At 65.4% G+C, this 21,314-nt stretch carries 19 protein-coding genes; 10 read left to right on the plus strand and 9 right to left on the minus strand.

What is annotated here, in order from left to right:
• Positions 1-36: 36 nt before the first annotated feature.
• Positions 37-2,565 carry a TonB-dependent receptor gene (locus A9G05_RS00075; RefSeq protein ID WP_069559037.1) on the minus strand — a complete coding sequence of 843 codons (2,529 nt, stop codon included), beginning with the start codon at positions 2,563-2,565 and terminating at the stop codon, positions 37-39.
• Positions 2,566-3,457: 892 nt separating this feature from the next.
• On the opposite strand from A9G05_RS00075, the gene A9G05_RS00080 reads away from it, so the two are divergent.
• Positions 3,458-4,375, plus strand: coding sequence for a GGDEF domain-containing protein (locus tag A9G05_RS00080; RefSeq protein WP_069559038.1), 918 nt, complete (start codon positions 3,458-3,460; stop codon positions 4,373-4,375).
• Between the two features lie 8 nt (positions 4,376-4,383).
• Positions 4,384-5,418 carry an AraC family transcriptional regulator gene (locus tag A9G05_RS00085; RefSeq protein ID WP_069559039.1) on the plus strand — a complete coding sequence of 345 codons (1,035 nt, stop codon included), beginning with the start codon at positions 4,384-4,386 and terminating at the stop codon, positions 5,416-5,418.
• A gap of 6 nt (positions 5,419-5,424) precedes the next feature.
• Here the strand turns inward: A9G05_RS00085 and A9G05_RS00090 are convergent, their stop codons facing one another.
• Positions 5,425-6,393, minus strand: coding sequence for a fimbrial protein (locus tag A9G05_RS00090; protein WP_165668206.1), 969 nt, complete (start codon positions 6,391-6,393; stop codon positions 5,425-5,427).
• Between the two features lie 122 nt (positions 6,394-6,515).
• Positions 6,516-7,514 (minus strand): fimbrial protein, encoded by a 999-nt coding sequence (locus tag A9G05_RS00095; RefSeq protein ID WP_083272473.1) that lies wholly within the window; start codon positions 7,512-7,514, stop codon positions 6,516-6,518.
• A gap of 207 nt (positions 7,515-7,721) precedes the next feature.
• Between A9G05_RS00095 and A9G05_RS00100 the strand changes: the two genes are divergently transcribed.
• Entirely contained in the window at positions 7,722-8,696 is a 975-nt protein-coding gene (locus tag A9G05_RS00100; RefSeq protein ID WP_165666053.1) for a fimbrial protein, read from the plus strand.
• A gap of 73 nt (positions 8,697-8,769) precedes the next feature.
• Positions 8,770-9,240 (plus strand): Lrp/AsnC family transcriptional regulator, encoded by a 471-nt coding sequence (locus A9G05_RS00105; RefSeq protein WP_069559043.1) that lies wholly within the window; start codon positions 8,770-8,772, stop codon positions 9,238-9,240.
• A 4-nt stretch (positions 9,241-9,244) separates the two neighbouring features.
• Here A9G05_RS00105 and A9G05_RS00110 read toward each other — a convergent pair whose 3' ends face one another.
• Positions 9,245-10,135, minus strand: coding sequence for a fimbrial protein (locus tag A9G05_RS00110; protein ID WP_165666055.1), 891 nt, complete (start codon positions 10,133-10,135; stop codon positions 9,245-9,247).
• A gap of 400 nt (positions 10,136-10,535) precedes the next feature.
• Between A9G05_RS00110 and A9G05_RS00115 the strand changes: the two genes are divergently transcribed.
• Both A9G05_RS00115 and A9G05_RS00120 read left to right on the plus strand, forming a co-directional pair.
• Positions 10,536-12,218 carry an NAD(P)/FAD-dependent oxidoreductase gene (locus A9G05_RS00115; protein WP_069559045.1) on the plus strand — a complete coding sequence of 561 codons (1,683 nt, stop codon included), beginning with the start codon at positions 10,536-10,538 and terminating at the stop codon, positions 12,216-12,218.
• Between the two features lie 12 nt (positions 12,219-12,230).
• Positions 12,231-13,025, plus strand: a complete 795-nt coding sequence (locus tag A9G05_RS00120) for a carbon-nitrogen hydrolase family protein (RefSeq protein WP_069559046.1) — start codon at positions 12,231-12,233, stop codon at positions 13,023-13,025.
• A gap of 296 nt (positions 13,026-13,321) precedes the next feature.
• On the opposite strand, the gene A9G05_RS00125 is transcribed toward A9G05_RS00120, so the two are convergent.
• Genes A9G05_RS00125 through A9G05_RS00140 form a run of 4 tightly spaced genes read right to left on the minus strand, consistent with a single transcriptional unit; the run spans position 13,322 to position 16,151 of the window.
• Positions 13,322-14,026 carry a type 1 glutamine amidotransferase gene (locus tag A9G05_RS00125; protein WP_069559047.1) on the minus strand — a complete coding sequence of 235 codons (705 nt, stop codon included), beginning with the start codon at positions 14,024-14,026 and terminating at the stop codon, positions 13,322-13,324.
• A 1-nt stretch (position 14,027) separates the two neighbouring features.
• Positions 14,028-15,224 carry an acetylornithine transaminase gene (locus A9G05_RS00130; RefSeq protein ID WP_069559048.1) on the minus strand — a complete coding sequence of 399 codons (1,197 nt, stop codon included), beginning with the start codon at positions 15,222-15,224 and terminating at the stop codon, positions 14,028-14,030.
• The gene (locus A9G05_RS00135) at positions 15,217-15,456 is read right to left on the minus strand and encodes a hypothetical protein (RefSeq protein ID WP_044411998.1); all 240 of its coding nucleotides are present in this window, start codon (positions 15,454-15,456) and stop codon (positions 15,217-15,219) included. The genes A9G05_RS00130 and A9G05_RS00135 overlap by 8 nt, the downstream gene beginning before the upstream one ends.
• Positions 15,453-16,151 (minus strand): MOSC domain-containing protein, encoded by a 699-nt coding sequence (locus A9G05_RS00140; RefSeq protein WP_069559049.1) that lies wholly within the window; start codon positions 16,149-16,151, stop codon positions 15,453-15,455. Before A9G05_RS00140 ends, A9G05_RS00135 begins: the two co-directional genes overlap by 4 nt.
• Positions 16,152-16,254: 103 nt before the next feature.
• Here A9G05_RS00140 and A9G05_RS00145 point away from each other — a divergent pair, with 103 nt between their 5' ends.
• Both A9G05_RS00145 and A9G05_RS00150 read left to right on the plus strand, forming a co-directional pair.
• Complete coding sequence (locus A9G05_RS00145; RefSeq protein WP_069559050.1) at positions 16,255-17,154, plus strand: LysR substrate-binding domain-containing protein; 900 nt, start codon at positions 16,255-16,257, stop codon at positions 17,152-17,154.
• A gap of 376 nt (positions 17,155-17,530) precedes the next feature.
• The gene (locus tag A9G05_RS00150) at positions 17,531-18,187 is read left to right on the plus strand and encodes an endonuclease I family protein (protein WP_069559051.1); all 657 of its coding nucleotides are present in this window, start codon (positions 17,531-17,533) and stop codon (positions 18,185-18,187) included.
• Between the two features lie 53 nt (positions 18,188-18,240).
• Here the strand turns inward: A9G05_RS00150 and A9G05_RS00155 are convergent, their stop codons facing one another.
• Positions 18,241-18,759, minus strand: coding sequence for an Hcp family type VI secretion system effector (locus A9G05_RS00155; protein WP_069559052.1), 519 nt, complete (start codon positions 18,757-18,759; stop codon positions 18,241-18,243).
• A gap of 459 nt (positions 18,760-19,218) precedes the next feature.
• Between A9G05_RS00155 and tssA the strand changes: the two genes are divergently transcribed.
• On the plus strand, positions 19,219-20,775 hold the full coding sequence (tssA, locus tag A9G05_RS00160; protein ID WP_069559053.1) for a type VI secretion system protein TssA: 1,557 nt from the start codon (positions 19,219-19,221) through the stop codon (positions 20,773-20,775).
• A gap of 32 nt (positions 20,776-20,807) precedes the next feature.
• A complete protein-coding gene (gene tssB, locus A9G05_RS00165; protein WP_069559054.1) occupies positions 20,808-21,308 on the plus strand; it encodes a type VI secretion system contractile sheath small subunit in 501 nt (166 codons plus the stop codon).
• The last annotated feature ends 6 nt before the right edge of the window (positions 21,309-21,314 follow it).

Raw genomic sequence — 21,314 nt, forward strand, 5'->3', positions numbered from 1 at the left:
GCGGGGGAGCGCCCTCCCCATGGGAGGGCGCGGCGATCAGAAGTGGGTGAAGGTCAGGCCGAGGCTGTAGGTGGGGCCGTATTCCTCGTACTGGGCGTTGTAGCTGCGGCTGCCGGTGTAGACGTAGTAGTGCTCGTCGGTGAGGTTCTGCGCCTCGAAGGACAGTTGCAGCTCCTTCGTCAGGAAGTAGCGGGCGCTGAAGTCGACGAAGGTCTGCGCATCCACGTGCAGGTCGTGCTGGCGGTCGCCCACCGGGGCCACTTCGTAGAGGTAGTCGGACTTGTAGTTGGCCGAGAGGCGCAGGCTGAGTTTGTCGTTCTCCCAGCCCAGGATCAGGTTGCCGACGGTGTCGGACTGGTTGGGCAGGTCGATGTCGCGCTCGAGGGGGCGGCCGCTGGCCTGGTCGAAGCCCTCGATGCTGGCGTCGGAACGGCTGAAGGTGGCGTTGGCGCCCAGCAGCAGGCCGTTCCAGGGGGCGGGCAGCCAGTCGAACTTCTGCGAGTAGGCCAGTTCCAGGCCGTAGAGCTTGGCGCTGTCGCCGTTGGCGAAGGTGTTGGCTTCGTCGAAGGTCGCCCAGGCGCCGCTGCCGGCGAGGTCGGTGTTGTAGATGAAGTTGTCGATGTCCTTGTAGAAGACGAAGGCGGAGACCACGCCGGCGCGGCCCAGGTAGTGCTCGATGCCCAGGTCGAAGTTGCTCGACTCCAGCGGCGACAGGTCGGGGTTGCCGAAGCTGGCCTCGTCGCCGTCGATGACGAAGCCCGGGGCCAGTTGGCCGAAGGTCGGGCGCACCACGGACTTGGTCCAGGCGGCGCGCAACTGGGTGTCCTTGTCGATCTGGTAACGGGCGTGCAGGCCGGGCAGCCAGTGGTGGTAGTCGCGCTTGCGCTCGATGCTCTCGAAGTCGCCGTCGCGGATGCCGGTGCCCTTGGCCTCGAACTCGGTGCCCTCGTAGCGCATGCCGGCGATGAAGCGCCAGTCGTCCACGTCCAGGGTGTTCATGAGGTAGGCGGCGTTGATGTCTTCGCTCATGTCGAAGTCGTTCACCCGCGACTCTTCCTCGTTGTAGAAGTCGGCGGCGTTGAGCTGGCCGATCAGCCCCTTGACGGCGCTGGCGCTGATGCCGGGGCCGAAGCGGTCGAGGGCGTAGTGCACGGTGCCCTTCTGGAACTGGCCGAGGTTGAGCTGTTCGTCGCTGAAGAAGGTGTCCAGGTCCTCGTAGGTCCAGGCCTCCAGGTCGTTGGTCTTGTCGCGGCGGCTGAGCTTGCCACCGAACTTGGCCTGGGCGGCGTAGCCGGAGAGGTCGTAGTCGCGGGCGAGGTCGAGGCGGATGTTCTTCTCGGTGTCCTTGGTGTTCTGCTTTTCCCAGTCGACCTGGTCGAGGGCGAAGTTGGCCGGGTCGTAGAAGCCGTCCTCGACGTTGAGGCGGGGCTTCCTGCTGTTGTCGAAGCCGGTGCCGGTGAAGTCGCGGGTGCCCTTGAAGGTGGCGCCGGCGATGTGGCCGGGGCTGTCTTCGCTGGAGCGGCTGTAGCCGGCCTGCCCGCTCAGGGTCCAGAGGCCCATCATGCGTTCGCCGCCGAAGACGTAGGACTGGATCTCCTGGGTTTCCTCGCGGTCCTTCAGCTCGCGGTAGCCCTCGCCATCGCCGGTCTCGCCCGGCAGGCGCGCATCGTCGAACTCCATGCCGGCGGCGTTGCGCGTCTCGCTGTCCTTGTAGCGGCTGTAGAGGGTGCGCAGGTAGTAGCTGGAGACGTCGTCGGGCTTGTAGTCGAAGTTGAGGCCACCGCCGGCGCGCTCGCGGGTGATGGCGTAGTCGCGCTGCTCCAGCTCCTCCAGGCGGGCGCCGTTTTCGAAGTCCCAGGCGCCGCCGGTCTCGACGTTGTCGGAGCCGAACTTGCGCTCCTGCCAGCTCAGGGCGGCGGCCACGCCGAAGTTGTCGATGCCGTCGCCGAGGCTGAAGCGGTCGCTGATGGCGCCGGAGAACTTGGGGCTGGTCTTGTCGGTGTTCTCGTCGTAGCTGGCCTCGGTGCTGCCGGTGTAGAACAGCCCCTCGTGGTCGAAGGCGGAGAGGCTCTCCACCTCGACGGTGCCGCCGAGGGAGTTGGCGTCCATGTCCGGGGTGAGGGTCTTGACCACGGTGAGCGACTGCACCAGCTCGGCGGGCAGCACATCCAGGGCCACGGCACGGCGGTCGCTTTCCGGGGCCGGCACCAGGGTGCCGTTGATGGTGACGCTGTTCAGGTCCGGGCCCAGGCCGCGCACGCTGACGAAGCGGCCTTCGCCCTGGTCGCGCTCCACCGAAACGCCGGGCAGGCGCTGCACCGCTTCGGCGGCGTTCTGGTCCGGCAACTGGGCCACGCCATCGGCATGCACCACGCTCTCGACGCTGTCGGAGGCGCGCTGCTCCTTCAGCGCCTTGTCGATGCTCACGGCCTGGCCGACCACCTCGACGTGCTCGGTGGCGCCGGCGGCGCCATCGTCGGCGGCCAGCGCGACGCCGGCCATGGCCAGGGTCAGCGCGCTGAAGGTGAAGCCCGCGAGCCGGGCGGCGGTGCTGCGCTTGTACATGAATGCTCTCCCCAGGATGGAATCCAGGCCGAGCAAATGGCCCGGCAATGTGGGAGCGGACGCTAGGCAGCACGGATGAAGCTTCTGTGACAGGCCAACGGCACCGGGCCGCAATGGCAGGGTTTTGCGGGGGTAACCCTGGGGTTTTGAGCTGATAGGACCCTCCAGAGCCGCCGTAGGGGCGAACTCATTGGCTCTGTCGGCGTTAGCTGTTGTGGTTTTAATGCAAGGGCTCAAGCACGGCCATTTCCGGGCGCCCAAGGGGTCGTGCCACCGCCACCGCATGGGTTTCGCTTCGCTCTACACCATCCTACGAAAGCCTGTGCGCACCACGTGGCGATGCGCTGGACGAAGAAAGTTGGAGCAGCCGCCAACGCCCCTCCAGGAGGCCGAACGCAGTCGTTGCGCCGGGGGACGAGCGGCATGGATGCCGCGAGAGGCGCGCCAGGCCATGGATGGCCCATCGCGCCGGCCCCCAGAGCGACGATGGAGTGAGGGAACCCCGGCGAAGCCGGGGCCGGATGATGGGGCAAGCGTTTTTGGTTCCTTTTTTGGCGATTGAAAAAAGGGACTCGCCCGGGAGGGCGAAACCAGAATCATCACCAGAGCTCGGCAATCAGCTGGACTCAAATCCTCTAGCAACACTTAACGCAGACAGAGCCAATTCATTCGCCCACCGACCCGCAGGGGCGACGCAGCGTCCAGGCCACGCTGGGGCAGCCCTGCGGGCTGCTTGGCGAATGAGTTCGCCCCTACGGAATGCGACCCGGGCACCTGAAAATCTGCCCATGTGCCCTGAGCCGATTCGACCCTCCCACCCCGCTCCGGCGCTGCAACCTCGCCGTCACAATCATCTGCTCTGCTGGCCCGGTCTAACCCGCCGGACCTGCCCATGACCTCCCTGCTGAAGCTGCACCGCCTCAAGCTCACCGCGCTGTTCCTGGCTGCCAATGCCGGGTTGCTGCTGCACCTGGCGGTGGGCGATCTGAAGGCGGCGTCGGAGTGGGTCTGGCTGGACATCCTCGGCGAGGGCGGCTCGGCGCTGCTGGCGCTGGTGTGGATCGGCCTGGTGCTGAAAAGCCGGCCCGCCGGGCGGGTGACCAACCTGCTGGTGCTGGGGCTGGCGGGGGTGTTCTTCTCCTGGTGGATCGACAGCCTCGACGAGTTCATCCGCATACCCGACACGGTGCACTGGGACCACTGGCTGGAGTCGGTGCCGATGCCCATCGGCCTGGTGCTGCTGACCCTGGGCATCTACCACTGGCACCGCGAGCAGTTGGCCATCAGCGCGCAGATGGAGAAGCGCGAGCGGCTGTTCCGCGAGCACCGCCAGTTCGACACGCTCACCCCGCTGGGCGACGCCGACTACCTGCGCCGCCAACTGGAGCTGGGCCTGGGCGAGGCCACCGCGAACGGCCAGCCGCTGTCACTGGTGATCCTCGACATCGATGACTTCAGCCAGGTCAACGACCGTTTCGGCCATGCCGAGGGCGACCACCTGCTGCTGGCCCTGACCCAGTTGCTGCTGCTCAACCTGCGCCGCCAGGACCTGCTCTGCCGCCTGGCCGGCGACCGCTTCGTGGTGCTGCTGCCGAACACCGGCGAGCGCCAGGCGCACCAACTGGCCACGGAGCTGGGCGAGGCGGTGGCGCACTTCGCCCACCGCACCCGCCAGCACGGCGAGCGCCTGCAACTGCACGCCAGCACGGCGGTGGCGATGGCCCTGGACGAGAGCCCCGAGGCGCTGCTGCAACGGCTCAACCTGGCCCTGGCGAAGGCCCGCTCGCCGCGCCTGGCCCACAGTGCCTGAGGTGCGCGATGACCATCAGGGGTGACTGGTACGAGCGCGACAGCCGCTTCATCCCGGCCCACGGCCAGCCGGCGGTGCTGATCGACCTGGCGCTCTCGCGGGGGATCGACAGCCACCGCCTGCTGCGGGGCACCGGGCTGTTCTACGAGGACATCCTCGCCGGCGGGCAACTGGTCAGCCCGCAGCAGTTCCTCGGGCTGATCGGCAATGCCCGGCGCCTGCTGGCCGCCGATGACACGGCCTTTCTCTTCGGCCAGCGGCTTTTGCCCGGCCACTACGGCGCCGCCAGCCACACCCTGCTGCATGCCGAGCACCTGCAGGATGCGCTGGGACAACTGATCCGCCAGCGGGCGCTGTTGACGCCGTTGCTGGCGCCCCGGCTGGTGCTGGACGAGCAGGACGCCTGGCTGTACTGGGTGGACGCCTGCGGGGCGGGGGAACACCGGCGCTTCCTGCTGGAGGCGAGCATGACGGCGGTGGCGGCACTGTGCCGGCGCCTGGGCGGGGAGCGGCTGCCGTGGCGCTACCACTTCGCCCATGCCCAGCCGCGCTGCATCGAGCAGTACTGGGTGCACCTGGGGGAGGAGGTGCGCTTCGACCAGCACGTGGACGCCATGCAGGTGCCGCGCGCCTGGCTGACCCGGGCGCTGCCGGAGGCGTCGCAGACCGCCGGCCAGGTGGCACGCCAGGAATGCGCGCGCCACCTGGCGGCGCTGGGCCATCGCGCCAGCCTGCTGGACAGGCTCTACGGCTGGCTGCTGGAGCGGGTGCGCGAGGCGCCGGTGCTGGAGGATGCGGCCCAGGCCTTCGCCATGAGCCCGGCCACCTTCAAGCGCAAGCTGGCCAAGCACGGCACGCACTACCAGGAGCAGCGCGACCTGGTGCGCAAGCACGTGGCGCTCTACCTCTACCGCATCAAGGGCTACGGCAACGACGAGGTGGCGGCGTACCTGCACTTCCACGACAGCACCAACTTCCGCCGCTCGCTCAGGCGCTGGACGGGGCTCTCCCCCAGCGCGCTGCGCCAGTTGTTCGGGGCTTGAGGGGCGTCATTCGTAGAACAGTGTCAGCGTGGCCGTGGTCACCACCGCGCCGGGGGTGATGTCCGGTTCGTGCTGGTGATAACGGGCAATCAGCGGAATGGGGCTCGGCCCGCCGCTGGGGCCGCTGGTCTGGTGATACGCCTTGGCCCCTAAGACCAGCGGTGTGCCACCGCCCGCGCCCTTGAGCAACTGAACCCCGACGCCGGTGGCCATGCCGGGCCCTTCGCTGTTCTTGAGCACCGAATCCGCCGCCTGCGTCCCATCCACGCGGTAGGAGATGCTGACGTCCGGGTCGCACTCCAGGTGGATGTCGAATGCACGCTCCCAGGCGGAACTGCCGACACCCTTGAAATGGTGGTGGTTGGCGGTGGGCAGGTGCACGGTCACGGCGGGGTTGAGCAGCCGGCAGCCGGTCTTGTTGAACACCAGGCGGGTCGGCGGGAAGGTGAGCTCGTTGGTCAGCATGTTGTGGTAGTAGACCTGGATCGGATTGATGCCGAAGGTGCCTGACTCGATGGGACCGGTCTTGATCAACTGGAACCACCACAACTGAGCCGGTGAGTAGGAGGTGGCGAGAATCGGCATCCCCCTGCGCGGGTAGTCCATGAAAATGCCGCCACCCATGGTGGCGGGCGGGCGGCTACTGTTGTTGGCCCAGGCCACCTTGATGCCGACGCCCGGCACGCCGCTTTCGTAGACGTGTTGCAGGGACGTTGGCGTCATGGCCCCGCGGTAGCCATGGTCCATCCACGGCTCGCCGGGCCCCGTGCAGGTGACGCTGGCGCTGCCGCCGCCAATCCAGCGGCTGGTGTCATACAGCACAGTGCCGATCGGCGCATCGCGGTGGACAGTCAGGGTGGAGGGAAGAGGTAACTGATTGGTTTTTGCAGACCCGGTGCAGTTAGCTCCCCAGACCGTGCCGGACGTGAGCAGGAGCATCAGGGCGCTGGCGAACAGGCGGGGAGGCAGGTTCATGGGCATGACCGAAGAAAAAAACGGGGAGAAACTCTAACGGCTAGCCCCCCTGCGCTCTGTCGGACAGGCTTCCGGTATGACCGCCACGTCTGTAGGCCATCGCCGCAGGACGATCAGGCGCACTACTCGTAGAACAGGGTCAGGGTGGCCGTGGCCATTACCGCACCGGGCACAATGCGGGGTTCGGTCTGGTAGTAGCGGGCTATCAGTAGAATCTTGCTGAGCCCGCCGACGGCGCCCATGTCCATGTGGTAAGCCTTGGCCCCCAGCACCAGCGGGGTGCCGCCATCCCCACCCCCCTTGAGCAGTTGAACGCCCACCCCCGTGGCCATCTCGGCACCCTCGCCATTCCTGAGCACCGAATCCGCCACCTGCTGCCCGTCAATCCGGTAGGAAATGCGGATATCCGGATCACATTCCAGGGAAACATTGAACGGACTTTGCCAGGCTGAGCTGCCAACGCCCTGAAAGTGGTGGAGATTGGCCACGGGCAACGCCACGGTGATATTCGGGGTCTGCAACCGACAGCCTTGCTTGTTGAACACGAGCTGGGACGGCGTGAACGTCAGCTCGTTGGACAGCAGGTTGTGGTAGAACACCCGCGCTGGCTTGATCTGGAAGGTACCTGACTCGATAGGGCCGGTCTTGATCAGTTGAATCCACCACTGCTGGGCGGGTACGTAGTCGTTAGCAGAGATCTGCACTTCGGCCGGCGGGTCGTTCATGTAGCGACCGCCGCCCATGGACGTAGGTGGGTTACGCCCATTGTTGCTCCACGCCACCTTGATGCCGACGCCCGGCACCCCGGTCTCGTAGACGTGCTCCAGAGCGGTCTTGACCGCCCCGCCACGAAAGCCGTCGGTTAGCCAGATCGTGCCGGGTCCTTTGCAGGAGACACTCAGGGCCCTTCCGCCGCCGACCCAACCGTTGGTGTCGTACAGCACGGTGCCAATGGGGGCATCCCGCTGCAGAGTGATGATTGCAGGGAGCGTGTAGTTGGTTCGCAGAGCATCCCCTCCACTGCAACTGGCGCCCCAGGTAATGCCCGAGGCAAACAGGGATGCCAAAGCACCTGCCAGCTTGCTGTATGCGTTACGGTTCATGCTGATGATCCAGGACATGAAATGGGCCGAGATTCTAACGGCCTCAAAAGCCCGCCACCGTGCGGCATGACCTACAAGAAGCCACCCGTCAGGTAAGCAGATAGCGCGCAGGGCGTAGTCAAAAAGACCTGCAGAGCGCGTCCGGCTCTCTCCGCTGGTTTAAAGGCAGCAGGCCCGTAGGTCGCCCTTCTGTGGATGTCCCGTCCCTCGCCCACGGTGCCGACGATGTCTACCAAGCTGTGCATTACCTTCGTTCATGCGTTCGCTCTTCTGCTGGCGCCGAGTCTTGTGATGGGCGCCAGTTGCACCGGCTCGGGCCTGAAGACTGCCCACACCCTGCCCGCTACCCTCACCGTGCCCCGGGATGCCCCCATTGGCACCGTGCTGTACGACACGGGCGGCTGGATCGGTAACGGCCAGGCCTCGGCCCGCTGTCGGGGATGGGGCTCGTTCTGGCTGAGCCAGGGCTATGCGAACAACATGGCGTCGACCTCGCTGAAGTACGTTTACGAGACCGGGGTGCCGGGCATCGGCATCAAGGTGGCCTGGTACAACAATGCCAAGCAGACCCCTGGCAGCATGAACGCCGGCGCCTTCATGACATCGCCGCGCTCAAACATCGAGATCGCCCGTGATGACTACGTCCCGGCCCAGCGCTGGTGGATTCAGTTGATCAAGACCGGCCCCATGGCATCGGGCACGTTCCGCATCTCGCCGATCCGTATCTACTACCACGACCTCCTGACCAATGAGTTGGAGTTCTCCGCCAGCCAACTGGTGTTCCAGAAGCAGGGGTGTCGACTGCTTGAAGCGAACATGGAGGTACGTCTGGCCAAGGCGAACCTTCGTGACTTCAGCGGACCGGGCTCGACGGCCCGCCCGCACACTTTCCAGATTCCCCTGGAGTGCGATCCGGAGCTGCGCGTCTCCTACAGCCTCGATGCGCCACTGAAGGCCTCGCCGTCGGTGGTGAAGAACAGCGACACCCGTGCCACTGCGAGGGGCGTAGGCATGCAGTTGCTGCGGGAGCCTGGCGGTATGCCGGTGGTCTTCGGCGAGAAGGTCTTCCATGCCTTGCTACCGTCGGGCCAGGAGGCCTTCGTGAACATCCCGCTGACGGCTCGCTATTACCAGTACGACACCCGGTTGGTGCCGGGGACGGTGGAGGCGCTGGTGCAACTGACGCTGTACTACGAGTGATGCGAACGTCGGCACCGTGACATGGCCTGCCATTCGGGTAGCCTTGTACTCCCCTGGACGCCGAATCCATGCCATGTCAGACGCCCTCGCCTTCCTCGACGAAACCGACCGCCAGTTGATTGCCGCGCTGCAGATCAACGCCCGGGAAAGCATCGCCACCCTCGCCCGCCGCCTGGGCATCGCCCGTACCACGGTGAACTCGCGCCTGGCACGGCTGGAGCGCAGTGGGGTGATCAGCGGCTACGGCGTGCGCCTGGGCCAGCGGGTATCCGAAGGCGGGCTGCAGGCCTACGTGGGCATCACCGTGCGGCCACGCAGCGGCAAGGACGTGCTGCGCCGCCTGACCGGCATGGCGGAGGTGCAGTTGCTGTGCACGGTGAGCGGGGAATTCGACTATGTGGCCTGGCTGCGAGCCGAGTCGCCGGAGCGGCTGGACCAGTTGCTGGACGAGATCGGCAACGTGGAAGGGGTGGAGCGCACCACCACCTCCATCATCCTCAGTTGCAAGATCGACCGGGGCCAGCCCCTTCCGGGGCCGGCCTGAGGGGTCAGCGGTAGAACAGGGTGATGGTGGCTGAGGTCACCACTTGACCCGGGCCGACCGCACTGTCGACCTGACGGTAGCGAGCCGTCAGCGGGATGCGCACCACGGAAGTACCTGACGCGGCGGTGCGCCCAAGGAGCACCTCTCTGCCCATGGCCAGCGGTCCCACAAATCCATGTCGGCTAAGCAGCTGAACACCGACTCCTTTAGCCATGTCACGGCCTTCGCTGTTCTTCAGGGTGGAGTCGTCAACCTTGAGCCCATCGATTCGGTAGGAGACTGCGATATCAGGCTCGCATTGAAGATCGATGTCAAAGTCCTTGGGCCAAGCGGTGCTGCCCACACCCTTGAAATCCTTCATCCAGGACTTGCCGAGCAGCACGTTCTGCGAGGGATTGAGCAGGCGACAGCCCTGGGTCTGCACAGCCAGATTCACCCCGGAAAAGGCCAGGCGATTGGAAAGCTGGTTGTGATAGAAGACCTCGACCGTCGGGATTGAGTAGGTGCCGCTGCGTATGGGGCCGGTCTTGATCAGTTGAATCCACCAGAGGTTGGCCGGAGTGTAGCGGCCCCATGCGAGCAACTCGTTACTGATGCGCGGACTAGTCATGTACTGCCCACCCGACATCTGCGCCGGGGTGGACGTATTTCGCGACCAAGCGACGCGAATCCCCACCCCAGGGACTCCCGTGGCGTAGACATAAGGCAATCCGGGGACAGCCGCAGGGCTTCCAGTAAAGCCCCGATCGAGCCACAGGTCACCGTGCTGCAGGAAGCCGCCACAGGTGATGTATGCCTGGCCTCCACCGACCCAGCCCTGGGTGTCGAACAGCACATCGCCAACACTCATGTCGCGGCGAACCGTCAAGCTTGAAGGCAAGGTGTAGGTGGTCATCGCAGGCGATCCCTTGCACGTCGCAGGGAACGCCCATGCCTCCTGCTCATGCAGCCCAAGCACCGTGCAGAAAAGAACGAGCGAACGGCCAACCCATGTACGCATGAGCCATCTCCCTGTGTCCTGGATACGAAGGCCCGCATGATGGCTGATCACCCTGCCTGGACGATCCGAGGCGCCTCCCTTCATCACGAAAGCCAACAACCTACGACACAAGGGAAATTTCCTAGGAACTTATCACCTGCACACAAGAATTCGACATTTCGCTAAAAAATATCGTCATTCTGTATTTATATCCATATTAATGACGACATAAATCGTCTTATAGACGAAATTCAGCCTCCCTAGAATGGTGCCAACGCTGCACAGACAGCCCCTCAAGCATTCCTCGCAGGTCGCCATGCACAACAACAATCGCCACCCCGCCGACGGCAAGAACCCCATCACCATCTTCGGCCCGGACTTCCCCTTCGCCTTCGACGACTGGATCCGTCACCCCGCCGGTCTGGGCAGCATCCCGGCCGAGCACCACGGCGCCGAGGTGGCCATCGTCGGTGCCGGCATCGCCGGGTTGGTGGCGGCCTACGAGCTGATGAAGATGGGCTTGAAGCCGGTGGTCTACGAGGCCTCGAAAATGGGCGGGCGCCTGCGCTCGCAGACCTTCGAAGGCACCGACGGAATCATCGCCGAGCTGGGTGGCATGCGCTTCCCGGCCTCGTCCACGGCCTTCTACCACTACGTGGACATGCTCGGCCTCAAGACCCAGCCCTTCCCCAACCCGCTCACCCCGGCTTCCGGCAGCACGGTGATCGACATCGAGGGCAAGACCTACTACGCCGAGAAGCTGGCAGACCTGCCGGCGCTGTTCCAGGAAGTGGCTGATGCCTGGGCCGATGCCCTGGAGGACGGCGCGCAGTTCGGCGAGATCCAGCAGGCCATCCGCGACCGCGACGTGAAGCGCCTGAAGGCGCTGTGGAACACCCTGGTGCCGCTCTGGGACGACCGCACCTTCTATGACTTCGTCGCCAGCTCCAAGGCGTTCGCCCAGCTCTCCTTCCACCACCGCGAGGTGTTCGGCCAGGTGGGCTTCGGCACCGGCGGCTGGGACTCGGATTTCCCCAATTCCATGCTGGAGATCTTCCGCGTGGTGATGACCGCCTGCGACGACAACCAGCACCTGATCGTCGGCGGTGTGCAGCGGGTGCCCCTGGGCATCTGGCGCCACGCCCCGGAGCGCTGCGTGCACTGGCCGGCGGGCACCTGCCTGGCGTCCCTGCACAACGGTGCAGCGCGGCCGGGGGTCAAGCGCATCGTCCGCGCCGCTGATGGTCGCCTGGCGGTCACCGACACCTGGGGCGACACTCGCCATTACGCTGCCGTGCTAGCCACCTGCCAGACCTGGCTGCTGACCACCCAGATCGAGTGCGAGGAATCGCTGTTCTCGCAGAAGCTGTGGATGGCCCTGGACCGCACCCGCTACATGCAGTCCTCGAAGACCTTCGTGATGGTCGACCGGCCGTTCTGGAAGGACAAGGACCCACAGACCGGCCGCGACACCCTGAGCATGACCCTCACCGACCGCCTGACCCGTGGCACCTACCTGTTCGACAACGGCGACGACAGGCCGGGGGTGATCTGCCTGTCCTATTCGTGGATGAGCGATGCGCTGAAGATGCTGCCGCACCCGGTGGAGAAGCGCGTGAAGCTGGCCCTGGACGCGCTGAAGAAGATCTACCCGGACGTGGACATCGCCAGCCACATCATCGGTGACCCGATCACCGTGTCCTGGGAGGCCGACCCGCACTTCCTCGGCGCCTTCAAGGGCGCGCTGCCGGGCCACTACCGCTACAACCAGCGCATGTACGCGCACTTCATGCAGGACGACATGCCCGCCGAGCAGCGCGGCATCTTCATCGCCGGCGACGATGTGTCGTGGACGCCGGCCTGGGTCGAGGGCGCGGTGCAGACCTCACTCAATGCGGTGTGGGGCATCATGCACCACTTCGGCGGCAGCACCCCCGCAGACAACCCCGGCCCGGGCGACTGCTTCGCCGAACTCGGCCCCATCGCCCTGCCGGACTGACAGGAGAACCCCATGCGCATCGCCCTCTACCAATGCCCGCCACTGCCGCTGGAGCCGGAGGCCAACCTTGAGCGCCTGCGCCAAAGGGCGGCCGAAGCAGCCCGGCGCGGGGCGCGGCTGCTGGTCACGCCGGAGATGTTCCTCAGCGGCTACGACATCGGCCTGGAGGCCGTACAGCGCCTGGCCCAACCCTGCGATGGCGACTGGGCTGCACGCATCGCCGGCATCGCCCGGGAGCACGGCATCGCCGTGCTCTACGGCTACCCGGAGCGAGACGGGAACGGCGCGCTGTACAACGCGGTGCAACTGATCGATGCCCGGGGCGCACGCCTCGGCCACTACCGCAAGACCCACCTGTTCGGCGAGCTGGACCGGGGCATGTTCAGCGCAGGCGAGGACCTGTCCCCGCTGGTGGAACTGGAGGGTTGGAAGCTGGGGCTGCTGGTCTGCTACGACGTGGAGTTCCCCGAGAACGTGCGCCGCCTGGCCCTGGCCGGGGCAGACGCGGTGCTGGTGCCCACGGCGAACATGGCGCCCTTCGACTTCGTCTGCGAGGTGCTGGTACGCGCCCGTGCCTACGAAAGCCAGTGCTACCTGGCCTACGCCAACTACTGCGGCGCCGAAGGCGAGATCCGCTATTGCGGCCTCTCCAGCGTCAGCGCCCCGGACGGCAGCCTGGCCGCCCTGTGTGGCCGTGAGGAAACCCTGGCATTCGCCGACCTGCACCAGGACCTGCTGGAGCGCTCCCGCCAGGCCCTGACCTACCTCAACGACCGCCGCGCCGCCCTCTACGGCCCCCTGGCCTGAAGCGAGCCGGGATGATGGGCTTCGCACAGCGAAGCCCATCCTACGGCGACTCCGCAGCATTCCCCGAAGCGCGCTGCGATGGCCACGGCGCAGGGTGGATGGCGCTCTTTCCATCCACCAGTGGCGTTCTGCATGGCCTCCCGCTGGATCGATGAATCGCGTTCCACCCTCCGCTGCGGTCACGTCCGTAGGATGCGGTGAGCTCCGCGAACCGCATCAGATCCTCACCAAGAAAAACCGCCCGGGGCAAAAGACAGGGCCGCCGGGCGGTTGAGAAAAAGGACTCGAGAAGGGAATCAGGTCAGCACGGCGTGGGGGCCGGTGAGGTAGTCCAGCAGGCGGAACAGCGTCGGCGCCAAGGCACTGCACTGGGGGTAGCCGTCACGGATCGCGGCGGCATCCTCCACCGAACCCGGTCGAGCCAAATCCTCCGGGCAGGCCTGCAACAAGGCTTCGATGCTCTCCGGGGTGCTTTCCAGGTGGCATTGCAGGGCGATGGCGTGCTCGCGCCAGACGAACCCCTGGTTGGCACAGGCGGCAGAGCCGTAGAGCGGAATCGCGCCATCCGGCAGTTCGAAGGTCTCGCCGTGCCAGTGCAGGGCCAGCAGGCGCTGGGGCAGCATTCGCCCGAGCGGAGAGCGGTCGGCCAGGGGGTTCTTCTCCAGCGGCCACCAGCCGATCTCGGCCTCCCCGGGGCGTACCTCGGCGCCCAGTGCTTCGGCCAGCAACTGGCCACCCAGGCAAATGCCCAGGACACGTTTCTCCCCCTCCAGCGCCGCACGGATCAGCGCCTTCTCCTCGCGGAGCCAGGGGTAGAGCGCCTCGTCGTGCACGCTCATCGGGCCACCGAGCACCACCAGCAGGTCGAAGTCTTCCGGCACGGGCAGGCTGCCACCCGCGTGGAGAGGGTAGATCCGCGCCTGTGTGGCGCGCAGCTCCAGCCACTGGGCGATACGCCCGGGGCCTTCGAAGGGGACGTGCTGAAGAATGGCGACACGCATGTCAGGCGATCTCCGGTTCTTTGCTGCGAGCCAGGGACAGCGCGCGGTTGAGGCGTTTGAGCATTTCGTCGACGTTGGCGAGGCTGACGTTCAACGCGGGGGTGAAGCGCAGGCAGTCGGCCTGGGGGGCGTTGATCAGCAGCCCGTCCTCCAGCGCCTGGCGGGCCACCCGCGTGGCCGACTGGCGAATCAGCGGCATGCCGACCATCAGCCCGTGGCCACGCAGGGGGCCGTGGCCGTGGCGGCGCGCCACCCGGGCGAGCCCGTCGCGCAGGTGCCGGGACACCTCGCGCACCTGTTCGAGGAAACCGGGTTCCAGCACGGTCTTCAGCACCGCCAGCCCCGCAGCGGTCATCAAGGCATTGCCGTGGTAGGTGCCACCCTGCTCGCCGGGTTCGAAGCAGCAGGCATTGCCACGGGCCAGCAGCGCGGCCAGGGGCACGCCGCCGCCCAGCCCCTTGCCGAGGGTGATGATGTCGGCACGAATGCCATACAGCTCCTCGGCCAGCAGGGTGCCGCAGCGGCCAATGCCGGTCTGCACCTCGTCGAGGATCAGCAGCACGCCCCTGGCACGACACAGGCGCTCGGCGCCCTGCAGGTAGTCGAGGGTGGCGGGGATGACCCCGGCCTCGCCCTGGACCGGCTCCAGCATGACGGCCACGGTCTCGTCGTCGACGGCGGCTTCGAGGGCCTCCAGGTCGTTGTAGGGCACCTTGGTGAAGCCCGGCAGCTTGGGCTCGAACAGGTGCTCGAAGGCCGGCTTGCCGGAGGCCGACATGGTGGCCAGGGTGCGGCCGTGGAAGCTGTTGCAGGCGGTGACGATGCGGTACGCGCCGCCCCGGTGCACCTGGCCCCATTTGCGCGCCAGCTTGATGGCGCCTTCGTTGGCTTCGGCGCCGCTGTTGAGGAAGTAGACCTGGTCGCTGTCGGTGGCCTGGCAGAGGCGCGAGGCGAGCTTGAGCAAGCTGCGGCTGTAATAGGCTGGGCCGGGGTTGATAACGGCTTCGGCCTGTCGTCTCAGGGCGTCTACCACGGCGCTGGGGCTGTGACCCAGGCTGTTCACCGCCCAGCCCTGGGTGAAATCCAGGTAGGCCCGGCCGTCGGTATCCCAGAGCCAGGAGCCCTGGCCACGGACGAAGACCTGCTCGGGACGCTCCACGGTCTTCATCAGGCGCATGCCGGCAAGCGGGTCACGCATGGTCGGGTACCTCTTCATGGCGGTATTCGATGCCCAGCAGGCGCAACCCTTCCGGGCCCTGTTCGAGGATGCGGCGCAGCTCGCGGCGGCGCTCGATGTGCAGGCTGAAGCCCTCCTCCCGGGGGAAACGGGCGCGCAGTTCGCGGGTCACTTCGACATAGCGGGCCTGGTTGACCGACAGCTCCGCCAGCAGCACCTGGTCGCGACGCAGGCCGATGCGGTAGTCGCTCATGCCCGCATCCCCTCCAGCGGCAACCCTTGCAGGCGGGCACTCCAGTCCTCCACCACGCCGGTGGCGAGGCGTCGGGCGGCGGTGTCGCGCCAGCGGGAGGAGAGCGCCGAACATTGCTGCAACTGCTGCAGGCCGGCGTGCTCCAGCGGGTAGTGGAAGTAGCTCTGGATGGCGTGGGCGACGGTCAGGCCCGGGTAGGAGCGCTGGACCAGTTCCAGGGTGCTGTCGAGGCTGACGAAGCCAGGACGCAGCACGCGGTAGAACCAGCCGCAACGGCCGGTCTCCTGCACCTGCTCCGGCAGCGCCGGGATGCCCCAGCGGCGGCTCAGGCGATAGCACGGTGAGCGCGGTTGGCTGACCTGCAGCAGGGCGCCGCCCCAGCGGAAGATGTCGCCGATGCACACCTGGTCCTCTGTGAGGCCATAGGTGGAAAGGTTCTCGCCAAAGCTCGGCGCCTTCCAGGCCAGGTGGCGGTAATGCTTGCGCCAGTAGCGGTAATGTTCGGCCGGGTAATGATGCAGGGCGCGCTCGGGGCCGCCGTGGAAACGCTGGTCGCCCTGCTCGTCGCTGCCAAGTCCCTGGGGCCACAGCCACAGCCGGTGCTTCACCGCCTGCTTGTCCACTGCGCTGCTGAGCCCACCACCGATATCTTCGGCTTTACCTATGAAAACGCCTTGCACTACGATCCCGGACATTCGCCCTCTCCAGCGCGAGATACAGTCTCTGTGCTGCTTAGGCTAGGGGCTTCGGGGTTGTCGGGCCATTTCGATTTTCAAGCTTTATCGATAAGCAGAACTTATGGATTTTCGCCAGCTTCGCTATTTCGTCGCGCTCTATGAAGAAGGCCATGTGGGCCGGGCTGCCGAGCGCCTGAGCCTGTCCCAGCCGGCGCTTTCCCAGCATATCCGCCAACTGGAACAGGGGCTGGACGTGAGCCTGTTCCAGCGCAGCGGCAAGCGCCTGCTGCCGACCCTCGCCGCCCACACGCTGTACAGCCACGCACTGCCGCTGCTGGATGGCCTGGAACGTGCCCGCGAAGCGCTGCGCGGGTTCCGCGGCCAGGCACCGCGCAGCCTGGCCATCGGCGTGCTGCAGACCGTCAACGCCAGCCTGGTGCCGCTGCTGCTGGAGCGGCTGCGGGAGGCCCAGCCACAGTTGGTGGTGCAAATCTATGAGCTGTCGGGACTGGACATCGAGCGGCGGTTGCTGACCGGCACCCTGGACATCGGCATCGGCTTCCTGCCACCGCGACAGCCCGGCCTGCACAGCCGGCAGCTCTACGAGGACGAGCTGCAACTGGTGATCCCCAAAGAACATCCCCTGCGGGAGTTCAAGAAGGTGTCGCTGAGCCAGGCAGCGGAACTGCCGATGCTGCTGTTGGGCGAGGAATTCCGCGTGCGGCAGATCTGGCAGGAGCAATTGGCCTTGCTCGGCCGCAGGCCCAATGTGCAGGCGGAGCTGAACCAGATGGCCGGCATCCTCGACAGCCTGCCCCATACCCAGCTGGCCACCGTGCTGCCCGGACGGGCGCGGCAGATGCACGCCAACCAGTACCTGCTGTGGAAGCCCCTGAGCGAACCGCGCGTACCGCTGAAGGTGGGGCTGGTGTTCCGCGATGCCCAGCGCCAGCAGGCCACCCTGGAGCTGCTGCACAGCCTGCTGGAGAAAGTCCCGGCACCGCCCTGGGAAGGCGTTTGAATGCGCAAAAGAAAAACCCCGCCGAAGCGGGGTTTCTGCAGACTTGTTTCCCTGACATCCCTGATCAACCGCCATCCTGGCGGAGAATCCACTGCATCCGTGTTTTTCAGTGCGCTTCCTGCGCGGCGTCCTATGGCGTGTAGATTAGTGAGGCCCGCCAAGCAGCGATAGCAGCTATAGCCGCCAGTTCTTGTAAGCATTCTCTTACATGACCCTACAAACGATATGCCCATCACACGGCGCCGATTCATACACGGCCATTTGCAAGCCCAAGCAAGCGGTCGCTTGGTTTTGTCTTGGCAAAACCCAGTTGCTAGACTCCGCCTGTCCCGAATAACAACAAGCCCTCCAAGGGGCGTCCTACTGGGTCATCACCATGCGCGTCGTTGCGATAGCCCTTTCTCTTGCGGCCCTCGCCGCCTCCACCCCACTGCTTGCCGGTGGCCAGAATCGCTTGCCAGATCCCAAGGCCGCGATCCGCGAGGCCTTCTGGAAACAGCTCTACGCCGGCGCTGACACCACTCTCTATTGCGGCAAGCTCTTCCAGGGCGAGAGCGGCCTGCTGGCAGCAAGCCCGGTCTACTCCATCAAGCAGATCAAGAGCGCCTTGCGCTGCATCACCGACAACCAGTGCCGCGAGACGAACCCCCAATACCCCTACATGCTGGCCGACCTGCACAACCTCTACCCCGAACTGGCACGGGTGGAACTGGCACGACGCAACGCGCTGTTCGGCGTGGTGGGTGACGCCGCCTCCGCGCGCACCATCGATGACTGCCCGCTGAAGAGCAGCTTCCAGCTGATGGAGCCGAGGGACGAGGCCAAGGGCAATGTCGCCCGCGCCATCTTCTATATGCATGTGGAGTACGGTCTGCCCATCGTCGGCCAGGTGCAGGTCTTCAAGCAGTGGCACCGCCAGGACCCGCCCGACGACGCCGAACGCGCCCGCAACGACCGCATCGCCGCCCTGCAGGGCACGCGCAATCGCTTCATCGATGACCCGACGCTTGTGGACAAACTGATTCCGGAGTAGGTCCGCCCCGGACGGGGCGGAAGGAGTTCGGCCGGGGAACCCCGGCCGAAGGGTCAGGCGGAGATCGGCGTACGCCAGTCATCCGAGCCGGACGTGCCGGAGACCTCATGGGTCCAGACGATCTTGCGGTAGGTGAAGTACACGTCTTCCAGGTGGGTGAAGTGCGCCATGTTCGGGTCCTGGCAGTTCGGCATGCGCGACTGCACATCGACGATCACTGCGTCTTCCAGCTCGATGGTGAAGTAGTGCTCCTGAGTACCGGTGGAAGAAGTGCGATACCACTCCAGCCGGCACTTGGACAGGCGCTCTCCGGACGTCAGGGCGTTGAAGATCAGCGGCGAGGACTTGTCGAAGACCTTGGTGATCATCAGCGGCTTGTGGACACGCTGGCCGGTGGGCTGGCCGGACTGGGGATCACGAGGAATGATCACCTGGTGGTTGAATGCCTGAACGAGGATCTGGTCCTCGTGGCCTTCCTGGAAGATGTTGCCGACGGAGTCTTCGGTGAAGGTGCCGGCGGTGAGAAGGCCCTGTTTGGTGCCTTCGAGGGACAGGTACGCGGGAGTTGGCATGGTGGTCTCCTTGCCGTGATTGATAATTGGCCCGGTAAATTCAGGCCCCCACTCACAAACAAGTCACATGCCAACTCTGCAAACTTCTTTTAAACCAACAAGTTACAAAATAAAGCTCCATTCCCTCGCGATAAGCACATAAAAAATAAAACCACTTCCGGCCACTTTCCATACGTTCAATACGCAACTTCTTGCACAGTTAAAGCTTAAAAAAAGCAAACAATATTCCCAGCCGTTCAAGCACTTACAAACAGTCAAGAAGTTACAGAGACGCTACGCTCAATACCTGTCTCTATTTCCTACAAACAATGTCGAACACACTTCTTCCAAGCCCCTCCATAATCGATCGCCCTTGAAGATGGCAATTGGCTACGACCGAGCGTCTATCCATCGGTATTGCAATCCCAGCGACACTTAACTGCCCCACAGGAAGTCCCCTTCAATTGGAGTCCAGCAAGGATGAGCTACTCCGGCAAACTCAGCGCGCACTATCAGGAACTGGCTGCCACGCCTATCTCGGCGGAGAGCTTTGCGGGTGAAGACGTCCGCTATTCGCCGGAATTCGAAGCCCTGGAAAACGAGCTGGCCAAGGCAGCCTCCCTGCATACCAGCGCGCCCATCGACTGGCAGATGATCCGGGAACAGAGCGAAGCGTTGCTCCGCACCCAGTCGAAGGATCTGCGCCCAGCCGCCTGGCTGGCATGGGCCCTCTATCAATGTGAATCCTTCCAGGGCCTCCATGCCGGACTGCTCCTGCTGCTGCATCTCTGTGAAGAGCGCTGGGACGGCCTCCACCCGCGCAAACCGCGCACTCGCTCGGCGGCCCTGGCTTGGCTGACCACACGCCTGGAGCCGGTTTTCGACGAAGCTGTGCCGATCAAGGAGCAACTCCCCCTGTTCCGCGACCTGGCGAGCGCCCTCACCCGCCTGGACCATTGCCTGAGCAAGCGCCTGGAAGCGGATGCTCCTTTGCTCCTGCCCCTGTGCCGCCGGCTCGACGAGCGGGTGAACCAAGCTGCGAAAGGCCAACCGGAGAACAACGCAGTCAGCGCCACCGTGGCCCAGGTCAAGCAGGTGGCCAGCCAACTGCTGTCCTCACCCAGCGCCGTGGAGAACGAGCGGGACGCACAGAAGAACCTGCGCGCCCTGCAGGACGCCGCCCGCCCCCTGAATACCTGGTGGTTGCGCCAGAACACCACCGACATCCGCGCCCTGCGCCTTAACCGCACGCTGCTCTGGCTGGCGATCGACAGCCTCCCGGAGCGCAACACCGAACAGATCACGCCCCTGCGCAACCTGCCCAAGGACAAGCTGGAGAACTACCGGGATCGGCTGGCCAAGGGCGAGTACGCCGACCTGCTCGCCGAACTGGAAGGCAGCATCGCCCGCGCGCCTTTCTGGCTGGACGGCCAGCACATGGCGTGGGAATGCCTTCAGGGCCTGGGGGCGGAGGCCGCCATGCTCGAAGTCGAACTGCAGTGCGCACTGTTCCTGCACCGTTTGCCGGGCATCGTCGAACTGCGCTTCCACGATGGCAGCCCGTTCGCCGATCCCGCTACCCGCAGTTGGATCAGCGCACACGTCCTGCCTCACCTGCAGACCGTCGATGCCGCCCCGACGCCCACCAGCGGCCACGATGCGCCTGCCTGGGAGCAGGCCCTGCAGGAGGCCCAGGCCATCCTGCGCAAGGACGGCCTCAAGGCCGCCACCCAGCGCCTCAAGCACGGCCTGCAATCAGCCCATGGCGGCCGCCAGCGCTTCTTCTGGCAACTGGCCATGGCCCGGCTCTGCTACCACGCCAAGAAATACGAGCTGGCCCGTATCCAGCTCGAAAACCTCGACCAGGACCTGCAGGACAGTGGCCTGCACGCCTGGGAACCCGACCTCGTCCTGCGGGTGCTCAACCTCCTGCATAGCTGCTGCGAGCTGCTGCCACAGAACCACAGTGTGCGCGAACGCAAGGACGAGGTTCACCGCAGGCTGTGCCACCTCGATCTCGAGGTGGTACTCGACTAGGCCCTCGGGCCCCCACGCAAAGGAGACATACCATGGCCAAAGAAGGCTCGGTCGCCCCCAAGGAACGCATCAACATCACCTTCAAACCCGCCACGGGCAACGCCCAGGAAGAAATCGAGCTGCCCCTCAAGCTGCTCGTGCTGGGGGATTTCACCCAGCGCGCAGACGACCGCAAGGTCGAGGACCGCAAACCGATCGGCATCGACAAGAACAGCTTCGACGAAGTGCTCGCCAAGCAGGAGCTGAGCCTCACGCTGAACGTGCCGAACCGCCTCCAGGAGGACAAGGAAGACGACGAGCTGGGCATCAGCCTGGCGGTCAACTCCATGAAGGACTTCAACCCCGCCAACCTGGTCGAACAGGTGCCCGAGCTGAAGAAACTGATGGAGCTGCGCGACGCCCTGGTCGCCCTCAAGGGCCCGCTGGGCAACGCCCCCACCTTCCGCAAGGCGATCGAAGGCGTGCTGGCCGACGAAGAGTCCCGCACCCGCGTATTGGGTGAGCTGGGTCTCGATACCAGCCAGGACGAGTAACAACCG

Source organism: Pseudomonas sp. ENNP23 (genome assembly GCF_001728945.1).
GTDB lineage: Bacteria > Pseudomonadota > Gammaproteobacteria > Pseudomonadales > Pseudomonadaceae > Metapseudomonas > Metapseudomonas otitidis.